The sequence below is a fragment of the Bradyrhizobium sp. 41S5 genome, assembly GCF_011516665.3.
Lineage (GTDB): Bacteria > Pseudomonadota > Alphaproteobacteria > Rhizobiales > Xanthobacteraceae > Bradyrhizobium > Bradyrhizobium quebecense.
Map to the genome: position 1 here is coordinate 2483109 of NZ_CP083721.1, position 17805 is coordinate 2500913.

Annotated in this window: 19 protein-coding genes; 10 read left to right on the forward strand and 9 right to left on the reverse strand. The window is 64.5% G+C overall.

Going from position 1 to position 17805, the window contains the following annotated elements; all coding sequences use genetic code 11:
* Positions 1-9 precede the first annotated feature (9 nt).
* The 7 genes from HAP47_RS11630 to pqqA all read right to left on the reverse strand — a co-directional run bounded on the left by HAP47_RS11630 (position 10) and on the right by pqqA (position 4928).
* A complete protein-coding gene (locus HAP47_RS11630; RefSeq protein ID WP_173638123.1) occupies positions 10-480 on the reverse strand; it encodes a hypothetical protein in 471 nt (156 codons plus the stop codon).
* Positions 477-1457, reverse strand: coding sequence for a prolyl aminopeptidase (gene pip, locus HAP47_RS11635; RefSeq protein WP_173638122.1), 981 nt, complete (start codon positions 1455-1457; stop codon positions 477-479). The genes HAP47_RS11630 and pip overlap by 4 nt, the downstream gene beginning before the upstream one ends.
* Positions 1447-2667, reverse strand: coding sequence for a pyrroloquinoline quinone biosynthesis protein PqqE (pqqE, locus tag HAP47_RS11640; protein ID WP_173638121.1), 1221 nt, complete (start codon positions 2665-2667; stop codon positions 1447-1449). Before pqqE ends, pip begins: the two co-directional genes overlap by 11 nt.
* A complete protein-coding gene (gene pqqD / locus HAP47_RS11645) occupies positions 2664-2972 on the reverse strand; it encodes a pyrroloquinoline quinone biosynthesis peptide chaperone PqqD (RefSeq protein WP_173638120.1) in 309 nt (102 codons plus the stop codon). The genes pqqE and pqqD overlap by 4 nt, the downstream gene beginning before the upstream one ends.
* 9 nt (positions 2973-2981) lie before the next feature.
* A complete protein-coding gene (gene pqqC / locus HAP47_RS11650) occupies positions 2982-3737 on the reverse strand; it encodes a pyrroloquinoline-quinone synthase PqqC (RefSeq protein ID WP_173640542.1) in 756 nt (251 codons plus the stop codon).
* A 20-nt stretch (positions 3738-3757) separates the two neighbouring features.
* Positions 3758-4687 carry a pyrroloquinoline quinone biosynthesis protein PqqB gene (pqqB, locus tag HAP47_RS11655; protein WP_173638119.1) on the reverse strand — a complete coding sequence of 310 codons (930 nt, stop codon included), beginning with the start codon at positions 4685-4687 and terminating at the stop codon, positions 3758-3760.
* A gap of 160 nt (positions 4688-4847) precedes the next feature.
* Positions 4848-4928: a pyrroloquinoline quinone precursor peptide PqqA gene (gene pqqA, locus HAP47_RS11660; protein ID WP_035635412.1), complete on the reverse strand. Its 81-nt coding sequence runs from the start codon at positions 4926-4928 to the stop codon at positions 4848-4850.
* A 324-nt stretch (positions 4929-5252) separates the two neighbouring features.
* Here pqqA and HAP47_RS11665 point away from each other — a divergent pair, with 324 nt between their 5' ends.
* The 8 genes from HAP47_RS11665 to HAP47_RS11700 all read left to right on the forward strand — a co-directional run bounded on the left by HAP47_RS11665 (position 5253) and on the right by HAP47_RS11700 (position 12345).
* Positions 5253-5510 carry a DUF6894 family protein gene (locus HAP47_RS11665; RefSeq protein WP_173638118.1) on the forward strand — a complete coding sequence of 86 codons (258 nt, stop codon included), beginning with the start codon at positions 5253-5255 and terminating at the stop codon, positions 5508-5510.
* Positions 5511-5693: 183 nt separating this feature from the next.
* The gene (locus HAP47_RS11670; RefSeq protein ID WP_176396219.1) at positions 5694-6968 is read left to right on the forward strand and encodes a PQQ-dependent sugar dehydrogenase; all 1275 of its coding nucleotides are present in this window, start codon (positions 5694-5696) and stop codon (positions 6966-6968) included.
* Between the two features lie 72 nt (positions 6969-7040).
* The gene (locus tag HAP47_RS11675; protein ID WP_173638117.1) at positions 7041-7607 is read left to right on the forward strand and encodes a c-type cytochrome; all 567 of its coding nucleotides are present in this window, start codon (positions 7041-7043) and stop codon (positions 7605-7607) included.
* 72 nt (positions 7608-7679) lie between these two features.
* Positions 7680-9071 carry an amidase family protein gene (locus HAP47_RS11680; RefSeq protein ID WP_173638116.1) on the forward strand — a complete coding sequence of 464 codons (1392 nt, stop codon included), beginning with the start codon at positions 7680-7682 and terminating at the stop codon, positions 9069-9071.
* 1 nt (position 9072) lies between these two features.
* Positions 9073-9549 (forward strand): glutathione peroxidase, encoded by a 477-nt coding sequence (locus HAP47_RS11685; RefSeq protein ID WP_173638115.1) that lies wholly within the window; start codon positions 9073-9075, stop codon positions 9547-9549.
* The gene (locus HAP47_RS11690; protein ID WP_092116110.1) at positions 9546-9806 is read left to right on the forward strand and encodes a DUF3297 family protein; all 261 of its coding nucleotides are present in this window, start codon (positions 9546-9548) and stop codon (positions 9804-9806) included. Before HAP47_RS11685 ends, HAP47_RS11690 begins: the two co-directional genes overlap by 4 nt.
* Positions 9807-9943: 137 nt before the next feature.
* The gene (locus HAP47_RS11695; protein WP_173638114.1) at positions 9944-11113 is read left to right on the forward strand and encodes a mandelate racemase/muconate lactonizing enzyme family protein; all 1170 of its coding nucleotides are present in this window, start codon (positions 9944-9946) and stop codon (positions 11111-11113) included.
* A gap of 170 nt (positions 11114-11283) precedes the next feature.
* Positions 11284-12345: a hypothetical protein gene (locus tag HAP47_RS11700; protein WP_173638113.1), complete on the forward strand. Its 1062-nt coding sequence runs from the start codon at positions 11284-11286 to the stop codon at positions 12343-12345.
* A 56-nt stretch (positions 12346-12401) separates the two neighbouring features.
* On the opposite strand, the gene HAP47_RS11705 is transcribed toward HAP47_RS11700, so the two are convergent.
* Positions 12402-13766: a malonyl-CoA decarboxylase gene (locus HAP47_RS11705; RefSeq protein ID WP_173638112.1), complete on the reverse strand. Its 1365-nt coding sequence runs from the start codon at positions 13764-13766 to the stop codon at positions 12402-12404.
* Positions 13767-13924: 158 nt separating this feature from the next.
* Complete coding sequence (locus HAP47_RS11710) at positions 13925-14725, reverse strand: AraC family transcriptional regulator (RefSeq protein WP_173638111.1); 801 nt, start codon at positions 14723-14725, stop codon at positions 13925-13927.
* An 89-nt stretch (positions 14726-14814) separates the two neighbouring features.
* Here HAP47_RS11710 and HAP47_RS11715 point away from each other — a divergent pair, with 89 nt between their 5' ends.
* Both HAP47_RS11715 and HAP47_RS11720 read left to right on the forward strand, forming a co-directional pair.
* A complete protein-coding gene (locus HAP47_RS11715) occupies positions 14815-16005 on the forward strand; it encodes an MFS transporter (protein WP_173638110.1) in 1191 nt (396 codons plus the stop codon).
* Between the two features lie 212 nt (positions 16006-16217).
* On the forward strand, positions 16218-17771 hold the full coding sequence (locus tag HAP47_RS11720; RefSeq protein ID WP_173638109.1) for an SUMF1/EgtB/PvdO family nonheme iron enzyme: 1554 nt from the start codon (positions 16218-16220) through the stop codon (positions 17769-17771).
* Positions 17772-17805: the final 34 nt, after the last annotated feature.

A 17805-nucleotide genomic window follows, 5' to 3' on the forward strand; every position in this document is an offset into this window, starting at 1 on the left:
GTTGAGGCGTTACGATCGCCCCAATGGTCGCACCTTCTGCACGAGGGCATTCACTGGATCGGGCGCGAGCTCCCAATCCTTAGCAATGCATTCAAACGTCTCGTCTCGCAGGTAGAACAGGAAATGCCTCGAGGCGGTCGCCGTCGTTTCGATAACTTGCCAGTCTGTCGGTTCGTCCAATCGGACATCCGTCCCGACGATCTCATAGAACTCTCCCCAAGCTGGGGCGATAGCGCTGTAACGACATTTTCCGCGATACCAGCCCTCATCGTTTGTCGCGCCGATGCGATATCGTGAACAAGTGGAAAAGCGAATGATTCCAAGTTCGTCACGATCAAACTGCGGAAACTGATAGGGATTGAGAAAGAACTTAAGGAAGACGTCGGTGCCCACTACCTTGATCCTTGGGTGTGGTGCATTTGGCTCGGCGTTCCAGCCCTCGTTGAGTTGGACAAACGAAGGGCCGACGTCAGGTGTCATCTTGCAATCCGGGCCGCCAAATCCGCGATCGCCTTCATCACGGCGTTGCGGATGCCGGGGTCGTAGAGTATGTGGCCGGCGCCGTCGATGATGCGGACCTTGCTGTCCGGCCAGCGCGCGGCGAGCGCGTGCGATGTCGCGGGCGGGCACAGCAGGTCGTAGCGGCCCTGCACCAGGATGCCGGGAATGCCGGCGAGCTTATTGGCCTCGTCCATCAGCTGGTGCGGCCGCATGAAGCAGTTGTTGGCGAAGTAATGCGCCTCCATGAACGGCGTCGAGGGCAGGGCGCCTGCTGTCTTCGTCAGGTCGAGCCGCGTCTGCTTCGGCGTGTGCTCCGACAGCGTGCGTTCGGTGTCGTGCCAGGCGCGTGCGGCCGGCGCATGCACGGCGATATCGGGATCGAGGATGCGGCGGTAGTAGGCCGCAAGCGGCGCCGCGCGCTCGGCCTCGGGCAGGAAGTTGAGGAAGTCCTCGGAGAGGCCGGGATAGAAGCGCGGCAAGGCGCGCAGGAAAACGTCTTCCAGCTCTTCGCTGGTGCCGAGGAACGTCGCGCGCAGCACCAGTCCGCTGACCCGTTCGGGATGCGCCTGCGCATAGGCCAGCGCCAGCGTCGCGCCCCAGGAGCCGCCGACCACCATCCAGCGCGAAAAGCCGAAGCGTTCGCGGATCTTCTCCATGTCGGCGATCAGATGCTGCGTGGTGTTGTGGTCGCGGCTGCCCTTCGGCCGGCTGCGGCCGCAACCGCGCTGGTCGAACAGCACGGCGTGAAAGCGCTCGGGATCGAACAGGCGGCGATGATCCGGCTGGCAGCCGCTGCCCGGGCCGCCATGCAGATAGACCGCGGGGATACCGCCCTCGCGCCCGACGCTCTCGACATGGAGCTCGTGGCCGTCGCCGACATCGAGCCATTCCGACGTCAGCGGAGCGAAGGGATCGGCGCGCCTTGTGGCCTTGCCGGCATCGGCGTCAGGCGCCATGCGGTTTTTCCTGGGGTTCGTCCGTCTCCAGCGTGCCGCCGGCGAAGTTGCGGTAGAGGAAGCGGTTCTGCGTGCCGGCGGATTCCTGCTCGGCCTGCTTGAAGATTTCCTCATGCCGCGGCGACAGCGCGCAGGCCGGGTCGGTGTTGCCGGCATCGCCGGTCAGCGCAAAGGCCTGGCAGCGGCAGCCGCCGTAGTCGACCTCGCGGAACTCGCAGCTCTTGCACGGCTCCGGCATCCAGCCCGTGCCGCGATAGCGGTTGAAGGCCTCCGAGTTCTGCCAGATCCAGGCGATCGAATGGTTCGAGCGCACCGACTCGAATTCGAGCCCGGTAATGCTTTCGGCGGCGTGGCACGGCAGCACCTTGCCGGCCGGCGAGATGTTGAAGAACTGGCGGCCCCAGCCGCCCATGCATTTCTTCGGCCGCAGCGCGTAGTAATCCGGCACCACATAGTCGATCGCGAGCGTGCCCTTCAGGCGCACTTGGGCTTCCTCGACGATCCGGCTGGTTTCCTCGATCTGCTCGATCGTCGGCATCAGCGCGGCGCGGTTCTTCAGCGCCCAGCCGTAATACTGCACGTTGGCGACTTCGAGCCGGTCGGCGTCGAGGTCGACCGCCATCTGGATGATGTCGGGCAGCTGATGCAGGTTCTGCCGGTGCATCACGGCATTCACCGTGAGCGGCATATCGAGCTCGCGCGTCCATTTCGCGACTTCGAGCTTCTTGCGATGCGCATCCTTCAGGCCCGCAACGCGATCGGCAACCATGGGCTCGTTGCCCTGGAAGCTGATCTGCACATGGCTGAGGCCGGCATCGGCCAGCGCCGAAAGCTTGTCCCTGGTCAGCAGCACGGCCGAGGTGATCAGGTTGGAATAGAGCCCGACATCGGTCGCGTGCTGCACCAACTCGACGATGTCCTTGCGCGCGGTCGGCTCGCCGCCGGAGAAATGAACTTGCAGCACGCCGAGCTCGGCGAGCTCGCCCAGCACCTTCTTCCATTCGTCTGACGTGAGCTCGGTCGAGCCGCGGTCGAGCTCCACCGGGTTAGAGCAGTACGGACATTGCAGCGGGCAGCGGTGGGTGATCTCGAGCAGCACCGCGAGCGGGATGCCGTAGGTCTCCGCCGCCGAGCGCGTTTGCTCGAGCACCGCGAGCCCGTCGGTCGGGCCTGCTGTCGTTGTCTTGTTACCGGCGAGCGTGTCACTCATGCCGTGCTCTCGCGCGCTTCGGTGAGAAAGCCCTTGTCGGCCAGATCCTGCAGCATCGCGATCACGTCGGTCGCGATCGCCTCGCGTGGCGCGGCGTATTTTTCCGCGAGCTGGTCCACCATCTGGGCGACGCTGCGCACGCCGTCGCAGAGCTGCAGCACCTCGACCGCGATTTCATCCGGCGCCAGCACGCGCTCCGGCGCCAGGATCACCCAGACCTGCCGTGTCTCGTCGAATTTCAGCCTGGTGTGGCGCGGCAGTTTCGGCCGGCTGGTCTCGCTGACGCTGATGTTGCGGCTGGCCATGTTACGTCTCTAGCTGGTTTTCGGCACGAAGGCGCCGGGCGGAATATGGCCGTCGATATAGGCGTGTGAGAGCGCGTCGAGCTGCACCCACAGCACGTTGGTCTTGAAGATCAGTGCGTTGCAGACCGCCTCGCGCTCGGCCGGCGTCCTGGCATGCTGCTTGACGTAGTCGAGCGCGAAGCCGGCGTCGCGCGGCGCCTGGGTCAGGCGGCGGCTGAAATAGCTCATGATGTCGGGGTTGACGAAGTCGTAGTGCTTCAGCATCCCGGAGATGCGCTCCTCGTGCAGGTTCGGCGCGAACAGTTCGGTGAGCGAGGAGGCGATCGCCTCGAGCGGCGTGCGGTCGCGGCAGAAATGCACATAGGCTTCCACGGCAAAGCGCGTCGCCGGCAAGATGCCTTCGGTGGACTCGACGTAGGCGGTGTCGAGGCCGAGGCCTTCTGTCAGCTTCAGCCAGCGCTCGATGCCGCCCTCATTGCCTAGATCGCCGTCATGGTCCTCGATGCGATGGCGCCACTCGACCCGCGTCATGCGGTCGCGGAAGCGTGTCATCACCATCGCATCCTTCAGCGGGATCGTGCTCTGGTAGTAGTAACGGTTCAGTGCCCAGGCCTGGACCTGGCCCTTGTTGAGCTTGCCGCCATGCAGCAAGCGGTGGAACGGGTGCAGGCTGTGATAGCGCGTTGCGCCGATCGTGCGCAGCGTCGCCTCCATCGCCTCGGCGCTATCGAGCGTGATGCCCTTGCCGATCGAGAGCGCGGTCATTCCAGAGGTAGGCACGACATTCACAGCACGATCTCCGTTCCGTCGGCGGGAATCTGCCAACCCGCCTGTTCGGCCACCTTGCGTTCGGCCGAAGTCCCAAGCAGCGCCGGGTTGGAGTTGTTGATATGCAAAAACACTTTTTGTCCGATGTCGAGCCCGGCGAGGCTCGCGATCGCGCCCTGATCGCCCGACATCGCGATATGTCCCATGCCCTGGCCGGTCTTGTTGCCAAGCCCCGCCGCGATCAGTTCGTCGTCGCGCCACACCGTGCCGTCGAAGAACACCAGGGGCGCGCCCTTGAGCCGTGATTTCAGGTCTTCGGTCACCCGGGCGCAGGCGGCCAGGAAGTAGAAGTATTTGCCGCTGCGCTTGTCCGCAATACGCAGGCCGAGCGTATCGCCGACGCCGTCGGCGCCCGCCGGGTGCGCCTTGCCCTCGAGATACCACGCACCCTTGCCGGGAACCTCGAACGGCAGCACCTCGAGCCCGGACGGCGATCCGTCGGGCAGGGCCGGCTCGAAGGCCTGATCGACCGCAATCGGCCGGCGCGCGACGTTCTTCTCGCTCAGTACGTTGAAGATGCTGTTCGCGCGCAGGATCGCCAGCACCCGCTCATGCGCGTAGATCGCAAACGGCGAGCCCTCGCGCATCGACAACAGCCCGGCGACCGCATCGATCTCACCATTGGTGAGGATGACGCCGGCGATCGGGCTGTGGCGCAAGGCGCCGTGCTTCGGATGCAGCTGCGGCGTCGCGTTCAACTGCTGACGCAGATCCGGGGAGGCGTTGATCAGGAACCAGTGCGCGCCATCGCCGCTGACGGCGATCGAGGCTTGCGTGCTCTGCAATTCCGGATGGTCGCTTCGCGCCGTCCTGCAAACGGCACATCCGCAGTTCCACTGCGGAACGCCGCCACCCGCTGCGGCACCCAGGACGACGACACGAAGCATGATCCGTCCCCTGGAGACGTCTAACTCAGATCCGAAAAATCCGAACCCAGAAACGTTACGAGGTGGACCCCGGCTTGGAACACACTCCCATGCTCGGGAGCGCGTTACGCCCGGATGTCCACCTGCGCTAAAACGCTAAACGTGTATAGGGCGCTGCCGCTTACTTGCGGGTGGCGCACATATACATGTTGATTTCCATGCCGACCGACACTTCGACGATCTTCGGTGCTTTCCAGGCCATTTGGCTCTCCTTGTTGCAACCGGACGAACTTTCCGCCCTGTAGTTAAACTACTGCGGTTGGAAAAGTTCGCCACTTAAATTTTTCGCAAGCAGCACTGCGGGAACGCATGCTGCACTGCGGGAAGCAAATCCGGCCCACTCACAAATTTGTGCGCGCATTTCCGGTCAAAACCCGGTGGGATCAGACCTTTTTACTGTTGTTCGCCACATCTCGAATGGTGATCTTGGACTATGAGACAGGGGCCATTCGATCCTCCGAAGGTCCTGATGACGATTCCGTGCTTCCCGGTGACGGGACGCGACTAACCGAGCCGAGTTCTGCCGATGCCACGTTATTTCTTCAATACCCGTATCGGCGACGAGCTGATCTCCGACCCCGACGGCGAAATCCTGCGGGATCCGGATCGTGCGTGGGAAATGGCGCGGGCGATGATTCGCGAACTGCTCAAGACCGAGGGGACCGACGGCGCGCTGCTCAACGCGGTCATCGAGGTCACCGACGACGAGGGCGAGATCGTGCTGGAGTTTCCATTCACCGAGGCGATTCTCGATCGCCCTGACCGCTCGATGACGAGGCACTGAGGGACGCCGACACAGAGGCGCACCTACAGGGTCGCGTGGCCACAACCATGCGTTGGCCGATGTCGGCATGTTTCCGATTGCAATTGTCCGGACAAATTCGCAAGACTATGAACGGAAAGCCGAACCGCGCCGGCCGACGTCAATGGCGCAATCAACAACGGCTTCCACCCAGGGGAGATCATCATGAAAAAACACTCGTTCGCACCGCGCAGCCTGCTGCTCGCGGGGGCCATGCTGGGAGCGTTCACGCTTTCCGCTGCGGCGCAACAGCCGGCGGCCGCGCCCGCCGCAGGTGCCGCGCCGGCCGCCCAGCCGCTGCCGCCGGGCTCGCCCATGATCGGGCGTCCGGACAATGAAGCCGCCGCCAAGCTCGCGCCGGTGGCGCCGCCGCCGCTGCCGTCCGCGCCCGACAAGCTGCCGCTCGCCAAGCTCAAGGTGCCGGCCGGCTTCAATGTCGAGGTTTACGCCGCGGGCATGGCCAATGCGCGTTCACTGGCGCTCGGCGACAAGGGCACCGTGTTCGTCGGCAGCCGGCTCGTCGACAAGGTCTATGCGATCGTCAACAAGGACGGCAAACGCTCGGTCAAGGTGATCGCTTCCGGCCTCTACCGTCCAAACGGCGTCGCCTTCAAGGACGGCACGCTCTACATCGCCGAGCTGTCGAAGGTCTCCAAGATCGACAAGATCGAGGACAATCTGGACAGCCCGCCGAAGCCGACCGTCATCTACGACAAGCTGCCGAAGGACGAGGCGCATGGCTGGAAGTTCATCGCCATCGGTCCCGACAACAAGCTCTATGTTCCGGTCGGCCAGCCCGGCAACAACGTGCTGCATGACGCCGACCATGGCCAGATCCGCCGCATGAATCTCGACGGTTCCGGCACCGAGGTCTACGCGCTCGGCGTGCGCAACTCGGTCGGCTTCGACTGGAATCCCGAGACCAAGCAGATGTACTTCACCGACAACGGCCGCGACTGGCTGTCGGAGACGGTGCCGGAAGACGAGCTCAACCGCGTCACCAAGGCGGGCGAGGATTTCGGCGCGCCTTACTGCTACCAGGGCAACATCATCGACCAGGAGCTCGGCTGGGGCAAGAACTGCAAGGACTACACGCCGCCGGTCGGCCTGATGGGTCCGCACACCGCCTCGCTCGGCATGCGCTTCTACACCGGAAGCCAGTTCCCGAAGGCCTACAAGAACGCGATCTTCGTCGCGCGCCACGGCTCCTGGAACAAGTCGCAGAAGCAGGGCGGTGACGTCGTCGTCGTCAAGCTGAACAAGGACGGCACCGTGAAGTCGGTCGAGCCGTTCATGACCGGCTTCCTCGAGGACAACAAGTATGTCGGCCGTCCGGTCGACGTGATGCTGCTGAAGGATGGCTCTCTGCTCGTCTCCGACGACTGGAACGGCGCGGTCTATCGCGTCAGCTACGGCAAGCCGAAGGTCGCCAACCAGTAAGCTGAAGCCAGAGATCGGGGGCAGCGTCTGCTGCCCCCGATTTTCTTTTGAACTGCACCTAAGGATGGACCGATGCGTAAGCTCGCAATCGCCGCGGCGCTGGCCGCTCTCAGCTTCTCCGCAAATGCCGAGACCATCCAGGAGCGCACAGTCGCGTGCTTTGCCTGCCATGGTGAGCATGGCACGTCGGAAACCGAGAACACGCCCTCGCTCGGCGGCCAGCAGGCGCCCTATGCGCTGATCCAGCTCTTCATGTTCCGCGAGAAGCTCAGGGTATTCGACCCGATGAACGAGATGGCGAAGGCGATGACCGACGACGATTTGCGCAGCTTCTCGGACTTCATCGCCACCTTGCCGAAGCCTGCGCCGCCCGCGGATACCGGCGATCCGGCGCGGATGGCGCGTGGCCAGGCGCTGGCGCAGCAGAACCGCTGCAACAGCTGCCACAACACCGACTTCTCGGGCAAGGAGAACGTCCCCCGCATCGCCAACCAGCGCGAGGACTACCTCGCCAAGACGCTGGTCGAATACAAGGACAACAGCCGCCACGGCTACGACGCCACCATGGCCGACGTGATGCAGACGGTTACCAAGGAGCAGATCGGCGACCTTGCCTATTACATCGCGCATGTCCGCTGAAACATCAGGCGGCGGGCCGCTGGCCTTGGCTTGCGTGCGGCGCTAAAAAGCCCGCGTCATACGGAGTGTCTCATGCAGGATATTTGGCGTCTGTCGGCGGCTGAACTCGCCTCCCTCATCAAATCCAAGAAGGTGTCAGCGAAAGAAGCGGCCGAGGCCGGGCTCGCCCGGCTCGATGCGGTCAACCCCAAGATCAACGCGGTCGTTGATCACCGGCCGGACGACGTGCTGGCGCAGGCCGCGAAGATCGATGCGGCCATTGCGCGCGGCGAGGCCGTCGGGCCGCTGGCCGGCGTGCCTGTTACGGTCAAGGTCAATGTCGACCAGGAGGGCTACGCCACCACCAACGGGTTGAAGGCGCAGCGCGACCTGATCGCCAAGGTCGACAATCCGGTGGTCGCCAATCTGCGCAAGGCCGGCGCGGTGCTGCTCGGCCGCACCAATTGTCCCGCGGTCTCCTATCGCTGGTTCACCACCAATCTCATTCACGGCGACACCAAGAACCCGCGCGATCCCGGCATCACGCCGGGCGGCTCGTCCGGTGGCGCGGGCTCGGCGGTCGCGGCCGGCATCGGCCACATTGCGCATGGCACCGATATCGCGGGCTCGGTCCGCTATCCGGCCTATGCCTGCGGCGTGCACGGCCTTCGGCCGAGCATGGGCCGCATCCCGGCCTTCAACGCGGCATTGCCGGAGCGTCCGATCGGCCCGCAGATCAGCGCGGTGTCGGGCCCGCTGGCGCGCACCGTCAACGATTTGCGCATTTCGCTCGCGGCGATGTCGGCGCCGGACTATCGCGACCCCTGGTACGCGCCGGTGCCGCTCGAGGGACCGCCGCGCGAGAAGCGTGTTGCGATGTGCCTCAATCCCGATGGCCTCAACCCGGTACCGGAGGTGATCGCCGCGGTGGCCGATGCCGGCAGGCGATTGCGAGAGGCCGGCTGGATCGTCGAGGAGATCGCCGATACGCCGTCGTTGCGCGAGGCGGCCGAGATTCAGACCAGGCTCTGGCTCGGCGATGGCTACGAGGCCCAGCTTGCGTTTGCCGAACGCGAGGGCGATCCCGGCGCGCTGGCCTGCCTGCGCGGCGTCCGCGCCAGGGTGCATCCGTTCGACCTGTCGCAGGCGCTGACCCGCCGCGCGACCTTGACGCGCGAATGGTTTGCGTTCCTCGATAAATATCCGGTGCTGCTGATGCCGGTCTCCGGCGAGCTGCCGTTCCCCGATCATCTCGACCGCAAGGACGAGGCGTCGTTCGCGCGGGTGTGGCACGCGCAGCTGCCGCAGATCGCGATCCCCTTCATGGGGCTTCCCGGGCTCGTCGTCTCCACGGGCCTCGTCGGGCGGATTCCGGTCGGCGTGCAGCTGGTGGCTGGCCGCTACCGCGAGGACCTCTGCCTTGCCGCGGGTGAGGCGGTGGAAGCCGGCGGCACGCCGTCGTCGCCGATCGATCCGGTGGTTTGAGATGACGACAGTCTACGATTTCACCGCCAGGTCGCTCGCAGGCGACGAGGTGCCGCTGCAACGGTTCGAGGGCCAGGTGCTGCTGATCGTGAACACGGCGAGCGCCTGCGGGTTCACGCCGCAATACAAGGGCCTGCAGGAGCTGCACGCCGGCCTCTCGGCGCGTGGCTTTGCCGTGCTCGGCTTTCCCTGCAACCAGTTCGGCGCGCAGGAGCCGGGCGATGCGAAACAGATCGCCGCGTTCTGCGAGACCAACTATGCCGTGACGTTTCCGATGTTCGCCAAGATCGACGTCAATGGCAGCGGTGCGCATCCATTGTACGAGCATCTGAAACGTGAGAAATCGGGCCTGCTCGGGCCGGCGATCAAGTGGAACTTCACCAAGTTCCTGGTGGATCGCGCCGGCAAGGTCGTGGCGCGGCATGCGCCGACCGCCCGGCCCGAAGGATTGAAGAAGGAAATCGAGGCGCTGCTATGAGCGACGACACCAACGACCAATTTCCCGACCGCCTCTCGGTCGACCCGAACAGCCCGTACTACAACGCGGAGATTCTTTCGCGTGACGTCGGCATCCGGTTCAAGGGGGCCGAGAAGACCAATGTCGAGGAGTACTGCATCAGCGAAGGCTGGGTGCGGGTCACCGCCGGCAACGCCAAGGACCGCTACGGCAATCCGCTGACCATCAAGGTGCACGGGCCGGTCGAGCCGTATTTCCGGGATAAGGCGAAGTCCTGACGGGCACTCTCCACTGTCATTGCGAGCGAAGCGAAGCAATCCATCGCGCCGCAAGTGGAATATGGATTGCTTCGTCGCTTCGCTCCTCGCAATGACGATGAGGAGAGAACGGCAGGCCTAACTCGGAGAGCGCAAGCATGTCTGTCCGCATCGTCGACGTCCGCGAGGTGACAAAACCGATCTCCTCGCCGATCCGTAACGCCTATATCGACTTCACCAAGATGACCACGAGCCTGGTCGCCGTGGTCACCGATGTGGTGCGCGACGGCAAGCGGGTGGTCGGCTACGGCTTCAATTCCAACGGCCGCTACGGGCAGGGCGGTCTGATCCGCGAGCGCTTTGCGCCGCGGCTGCTCGAGGCCGATCCGAAATCGCTGCTCGATGCCTCAGGCGCCAATCTCGATCCGGACAAGGTCTGGTCGACGCTGATGTCGAACGAGAAGCCGGGCGGCCATGGCGAGCGTTCGGTCGCGGTCGGCACCATCGACATGGCGGTGTGGGACGCGGTGGCGAAGATCGCGGGCAAGCCGCTGTTCCGGCTGCTTGCCGAGCGCCACGGGCTATCAGCCAATCCGCGCGTGTTCGTCTACGCCGCCGGCGGCTATTACTATCCGGGCAAGGATCTCGGTGCGCTGCGCAAGGAAATGCGCGGCTATCTCGACCGCGGCTACAACGTCGTGAAGATGAAGATCGGCGGCGCGCCGCTTGCCGAGGATCGCGAGCGGATCGAGGCGGTGCTGAAGGAGATCGGCCGCGACGCGCAGCTTGCGGTCGACGCCAACGGCCGCTTCGATCTGGAGACCGCGATCGGCTACGCCAAGATGCTGCGGGAGTATCCGCTGTTCTGGTACGAGGAGGCGGGCGACCCGCTCGACTACGCGTTGCAGGCCGCGCTGGCCGAATTCTATCCGGGTCCGATGGCGACCGGCGAGAACCTGTTCAGCCATCAGGATGCTCGCAACCTGATCCGCTATGGCGGCATGCGGCCGGACCGCGACTGGTTGCAATTCGACTGCGCGCTGTCCTACGGGCTCTGCGAATATCAGCGGACGCTCGCGGTGCTGAAGACCCACGGCTGGTCGCCGAGCCGCTGCATCCCCCATGGCGGCCATCAGATGTCGCTCAACATCGCCGCCGGCCTCGGCCTCGGTGGAAATGAAAGCTATCCCGACCTGTTCCAGCCCTATGGCGGGTTTCCGGACGGCGTGCGCGTCGAGAACGGCCACATCGCCATGCCCGACCTTCCCGGCATCGGCTTCGAGGGCAAATCCGACCTCTATGCGGAAATGAAGGCGCTGGCGGCGTAGCCGGTGCCCATCCGGCCAGCCCCCGGTCGGCGCGAGTCCGCTTGCAAACAAAATTGAGCGTCGCTCAATAAATTATTGAACGTTGCTCACGATCCGGTATACTCATCCAGGAGAGATGCCTCTTTCCGGGTTACTGGGAGAGGCGTGGAACCGGCCATGAGGATCACCGCATGCCATATTCAGCGAAGAATCTCCGGGACGCCGCCAATGCCGGGGTGATCAGCGCGGCTGATCTGGACCGGCTGCTCGCGTTCCTGGCGAGCCATGACGGGCAGGGCGCGGCGGGCGACGCAAGCCCGGCGGCCAGGTTCGATGCCGCCCATGTGCTCTGGTACACCGGCGCGCTGATCGTGATCGGCGCCATGGGCCTGTTCTCGACCCTGGCGTTCACCCAGATGGGCGGCCGGGCCCTCACGGCTTGCGCGATCGCCTACGCCACCGCTTTCGCTGTGGCCGGTCACCACCTCTGGTACGGCAAGAATCTGCGGGTTCCCGGCGGCCTGCTGATCGCGATCGCGGTCTCGATGGCGCCGCTTGCGGTCTATGGCATCCAGGACGAGCTCGGCTGGTGGGGCAAGTTCGGCAAGCCTGGAACCGTGCAGGATTTCTACATCTGGGTGAAGGGCAGCTGGATCTTCATGGAGATCGCGACCGTTGCCGCCGGCATTGTCGCGCTGCGCTACTTCCGCTTCGCCTTCATCGTCGCGATCATCGCGTTCGCGCTGTGGTTCATGTCGATGGATCTGGCGCCGTGGTTCAGCGGCACGAATTATGCCGACTTCGAGACACGGCGCCGGGTGTCGGTGTGGTTCGGATTGGCCGTCCTCGCGGTGGCCTGGATCGTCGACTATCGCAGCCGCAATGGTGACTTTGCGTTCTGGCTGCATCTGTTCGGCCTGATGGCGTTCTGGGGCGGCATTACCGCATCCGAAGGATCAACCGAACTCTCGAAAGCGGTCTATTGCCTGCTCAATATCGGTCTCGTCGCGGTTGCGGTGATCCTGATGCGGCGCGCCTATGCGGTGTTCGGCGCGTTCGGCATCTGCATCTATCTCGGACATCTCGCCGACGTCGTCTTCAAGGACTCGCTGTGGTTTCCGTTCTCGCTGTCGCTGATCGGAGTTGCGGTGATCGCCGCAGGACTGCTCTACCATCGCAATGAGCGTGCGATCGCCGCCTGGCTCGAGGCGCATCTGCCGGCGGGGCTGCGTCCGCGGTCTGCCACCGCGTGACGCCTGCCCGGGCATGACGACAATTGAGAGAGCTGGTTCGTATCTGGAAAAGGGTCCTACGACAGCCGCATGTCGAGCAGCCGCCGGCCTTCGCCCTTCAAGAGCTTCTTCACCGCGCTCGAGGCGATCACCTCGCCATTGTTGGCGTAGGCCTCGTGGTTTTTCTCGATGTCGTCGAGGCGGTAGAGGTAGTTGACCATGACGCCGGCGGATTCGCGCAGGCCCTTGGGCGAGAGGTCGCCGAGCCAGTTGATCCGCTCCAGCCGCGCACCATTGCCGAGATGGAAGCGCGCCACCGAATCGATCAGCCGTCCCTTCGGCGTGCGTGCCTTCAGGAAGTAGTAGGCGGCGAGCGGCTCCAGCACGGTCCGCAGCTGCGTGGCGAGTTCGGCGTTCTCGAACCAGCCGGGCTTGCCGAGGCCTTCCAGGAGCTGACGGTCCTCATCTGACAACGGCACGTCATCGGCCTGTTTCACCCACTGCATGAAGCCCGGAACCGGCGACAGCGTCACGAAATTGTCGAGCTTCGGCAATTCGCGGCGCAGCTCCTCGACCACCTGCTTGATCAGGAAGCTGCCGAACGAGATGCCGCCGAGCCCGCGCTGGGTGTTGGAGATCGAATAGAACACCGCGGTGCGGGCGCGCTCGACCGGCACCGGCTCGCGCTCTTCCGCAAGCAGCGGCGCGATCGCGCCCGGAATGGCTTCGGTCAGCGCGACCTCGACGAAGATCAGCGGCTCGTCGGCCAGCGCCGGGTGGAAGAAGGCGTAGCAGCGGCGATCCACCGGATCGATGCGGCGGCGCAGGTCGTCCCAGTCGCGAATCTCGTGCACGGCCTCATAGCGGATGATCTTCTCCAGAATATTGGCCGGCGACGACCAGTCTATCCTGCGCAGCACGAGGAATCCCCTGTTGAACCAGGACGAGAGCAGATGCACCACGTCGCGATCGAGCGCGGCGAGGTCCTTGTTGCCCTTCATCAATGAAAGCAGATCCGATCGGATCGACACCAACTCGCCGGTGCCGCCCGGCGCGCGGTTGAGCCGGCGGATCAATTCCTGGCGGCGCGGCTCGGAGGCGAAATGCAGGTCGCTGGCGTCGTCGCCATTGGTCTTGTCATTCACCTTGGTGCGCCAGCTTTCGATCGCCTGCGCCAGCTTGGCGTGATCGGGGCCGAAATCGCGCGCTAGCGTCTGGAAGAACGACAGGCGGCCGGCGGCATCGAGGTGGTGGTAGCGGTCGAGCACTTCGCGCGCTATCGCGGTGCCGGAGGCTTCGCCGCGGCCGGACAGCAGCGCCTCGCACAATTCCAGGAGTTCGGAGGCATCCTGCTTGTCGTCTGCCGGGCTGGCGCGGCCGAGCAGGACGCGGCCGCGTTCGGAAATCGTCGAGAGCAGGTCGGAGAAGAAGGCGTTGGCCATGTGCGGGTCGTATCCAGCGGGTCGCATCCAGTGAAGCCGGACCTTACACGGGATTTAAGGTCGGCAGGAATGCAATCAAGCGCATGGATCGTACGGAAATATGTCGCAGCGCGACAACGGTATAATTCTTCATCACTGCGCCCGATGACAAACCCCGCTCACGTCCGTTCTGCGAACGCGGTCGGTGTCTTGCCGGTGACCTGGCGGAATGCATGGGAAAATGCCGGCACGCTGGCATAGCCGAGGTCGGAGGCGACCTGCTTGACCGAAACGTTCGCATTGGTCGACAGGCGCTCAATCGCGGCCGCGATGCGGGCGCGCTGGCACCAGCTCTTGAAGGACAGCCGCGTCTCCGCCGAGAACAGGCGCGACAGCGTCCGCGCCGACGTGCCGACCGTGCGCGCCAGCGCATCGATCTCGTGGTCCCTGGTCGGATCGGCCAGCACGATGTCGGCGGCGCGGCGGCAGCGCGGCTCCTGCGGCAGCGGGATGAAGGTCGCGGAATCCTCGGCCTGGTGCAGTTCCAGCATCACGAGCCTGATGAGGAGGTCGGTGCGCTCGCGTCCACATGAGGCGTCGAACAGTGCAAGGATCGCCTGGTGCACCAGCGGCGAGACCCGCACCACGAATTCATGCCCGAGGCTGTTGCTGCGCTTTTCGCGGGCAAGCCAGGCCCGGTCGAAATAAAGCGTGCGCATCTCGATATCGGCGAGCACGTCGATCGCGTGCGGCAGCAGAGCAGGGACCCACACCGCGCGGTCCGGCGGTACCAGCCAGCGGCCCTTCGGTGTCGTCACCTGCATGGTGCCGCTCGCGGCATAGACCAGTTGCGCCTCGCGGTGCATGTGCGGGTCGAGTCGGACGCCCTTCCGGTAGCTGCGTGCGACCATGTGCACCCCGTCGCCGGTGACGCGCCGGTCCTTGTGGAGGGCTCTTATTGGCGGCTCAGCGATAGTCATTGGCGACATCCCGTCAGGACAAGGACCTATAACCTATTTTCGAGCAATTGAAGAATCGCGTGAGAGACTTGCCAGTGAAAGACCTGCCCATGAGCAGCCCAACGAACAGTCCAAGCCGGGTGATCAGCTTCGTCAACGCCGGCCATTTCATCGACCACTATGCGATGCTGATTTTCGCGGCCGCCGTCATCATCATGGGCCCGGCGCTCGGCATGGCCTATTCGGAACTGCTGCCCTATGCGACGCCGGGCTTCATCGCCTTCGGCGCCGGCTCGCTGATCACGGGCTGGCTCGGCGATCGCTGGAGCCGCCGCCATATGATGGTGATCTTCTTCGTCGGCATCGGCCTGTCGATGATCTCGGTCGGCTTCGTGCAGACGCCGCTGCAACTCGGGGCAGCACTGCTCGCGATCGGCATCTTCGCCTCGATCTACCATCCGGTCGGCACCGCGATGATCGTGTCCTATGCAGAGAAGCTCGGCGCCCAGATGGGGATCAACGGCGTCTGGGGCAATCTCGGCGTCGCCTCCTCGGCGCTGGTCACCGGCGTGATCGGCCAGTATCTCGGCTGGCGCTGGGCTTTCATCGTGCCCGGCACGGTCACCGTGCTGGTCGGCATCGCCTTTGCGATGACGGTGGTGCATGAGGACCGCAAGGGCTCCAGGCAGGCCGCAGCCCAGGTGCGGGTCGCCAAGGAGGACATGTGGCGGGTGGTGCTGTCGCTGCTGATCGTGGTGATCGCGATCTCGACCACGTTCAACGCGGTGACGGTGGCGCTGCCGAAGCTGTTCGCCGAACGGCTCGCCGATCTGACCAGGAGCCCGGCGCTGCTCGGCGTGATCGCGGCCGGGGTCTATGTGTTCGGCGCGATGACGCAGTATACGATCGGCAAACTGCTCGACAGACATTCCCTGAAGACGGTGGCGCTGCCGCTGTCGTTCATGCTGGCGCCGTTCCTCTATCTGGCAGCGAGTCTGTCCAACCTGCCGCTGATCGTGGTCTCGATCGGCATCGTGATGGGCGCATTCGGCCAGGTCACGGTGAACGATGCCATGGTCGGCAAGTACACCACCGAGGAATGGCGCTCGCGCGCCTATGCGGTGCGCTATTTCGTCGGCTTCACCGCCGCTGGCGCCTCCGTCGGCCTGGTGGCCTGGCTGTACGACCAGGGCGGCTTCGCGATGATGCTGCGTGCGTTCGCGGCGCTGTGCCTGCTGGCGATTGCGGCCGCGATCATCCTGCCGCGCGAGATCCGGACGCCCGCCACGCAGGCGGGTTGACGTCCTGGCGGTTTGCCGCATCCATTTCGGCTTGAAATAGGCCGCAGCGCCCATCCGCCCCAAGCGGGATGGCGCTTTTTCGCGCATCGCACAATTGTATCCGTAAACTTTGTCCGGACCCTGTGGTGTGATACGCTCCACACGGGCCTTCGGGCCCAAGGCGCCGGTTGCGCCGGTCACTGCCATTTGTGGTTTGTGGAGCAGCCGAGGCCATGGGCGAAATTCGCGACTTCAAATCCGGCAAGCCGGGCAAGCCACCGCCCGGCGAAGCAATGCCGCGGCGCCTTGCCGCGATCGTTGCGGGCGATATCGCCGGCTACAGCCGCCTGATGCAGCTCGATGAAGAGGGCACCCACAACCGCGTCAAGCGGCTCGAGCGTGATCTGGTCGAGCCCACCATTGCCGAGCACCACGGCAAGCTGGTCAAGACCACCGGCGACGGCTTCATCGCGATGTTCGACAGTCCGGTCGAGGCCGTCCGTTGCAGCATCGTGATTCAGCAGAACATGATCGGCCGCAACGCGGCGATCGCGAGAGATCGATGGATCGAGTACCGGATCGGTGTCAATCTCGGCGACGTCATCATCGAGGCCGACGATATCTTTGGCGACGGTGTCAATGTGGCCTCGCGTCTGGAAGGGATTGCGGCGCCCGGTGAAGTGTTCATTTCCGGCGGCATCTACGAGCAGATCAAGCATAAGATGGTCTGCGGATACGAATCGCTCGGGGACCGCAAGGTCAAGAACATCACCGATCCGGTCCGGGTTTATCGCGTGCTGCCGGACGCCGCCGCGTACCAAAGAACGCGCAGGCGTCGTGAGGCCATCCTGCTCACGCTGCTCGGATTGGCGATCGCAATCATCGCCGCGGGTGCGCTCTGGTACATGCTCGCGCAATCGCGCGGCAAGTTGACCGACGTGGCGCGGGCGCCTTCCGTGCCGACGGCATCGCCCGCAGCCCAGCAGCCGGCAGCAACCGCGGCTCCCGCTCAGCCTCCAGGCCAGGCTTCAAGTCCGATCCCAGGTGCCGCGCCGGCACAGCAAGCGACACCGCAAGCCGCACCCTCGACAAGTCCAGCCGTGGTGTCGGTGCCGGAGCCCGAAATGATTGCGCTCCAGGGCGGCAGCTTCTCGATGGGGAGCAATGACGATCCCTCGGAACGCCCGATCCGCAGGGTGACGGTCAAGTCGTTCGCGATGGGCAAATATCCGGTCACCGTGCGGGAATGGAACGCCTGCGCGGCGGCCAAGGCCTGTGACTTCACGGCCGGCGGCAAGGACGACGTGCCGGTCACCAATGTGAGCTGGAGCGACGCGAAACAGTATGTGGCGTGGCTCGCCGAGCGTACCGGGAAGGCCTACCGGCTGCCGAGCGAAGCCGAATGGGAATATGCGGCGCGTGGCGGAACGCAATCAAGATACTGGTGGGGCGACCAGATGCAATCGGGCAATGCCGGTTGCAAGGATTGCGGCGGCGCTGACGGCTCCGAACAGCCGGTCAAGGTCGGCAGCTTCAAGCCGAATCCGTTCGGTCTTTACGACATGGGCGGCAGTGTTGATCAGTGGGTCGAGGATTGCTGGCACAGGAACTACCAGGGCGCCCCGGCCGACGGTGCGGTGTGGTCCGGCGGCGACTGCGCCTCCCACGTCATTCGTTCGGGCTCCTGGAAGAATGATGCACGCTATGTCCGTCCGGCCAATCGCGACAATTACGACACCAATGTTCGCTACCCGACCCACGGTTTCCGGGTCGCGCTGTCTCCCTGAGAGATCGTCTGCAATCGTCAGGTTTGGAGGGGTT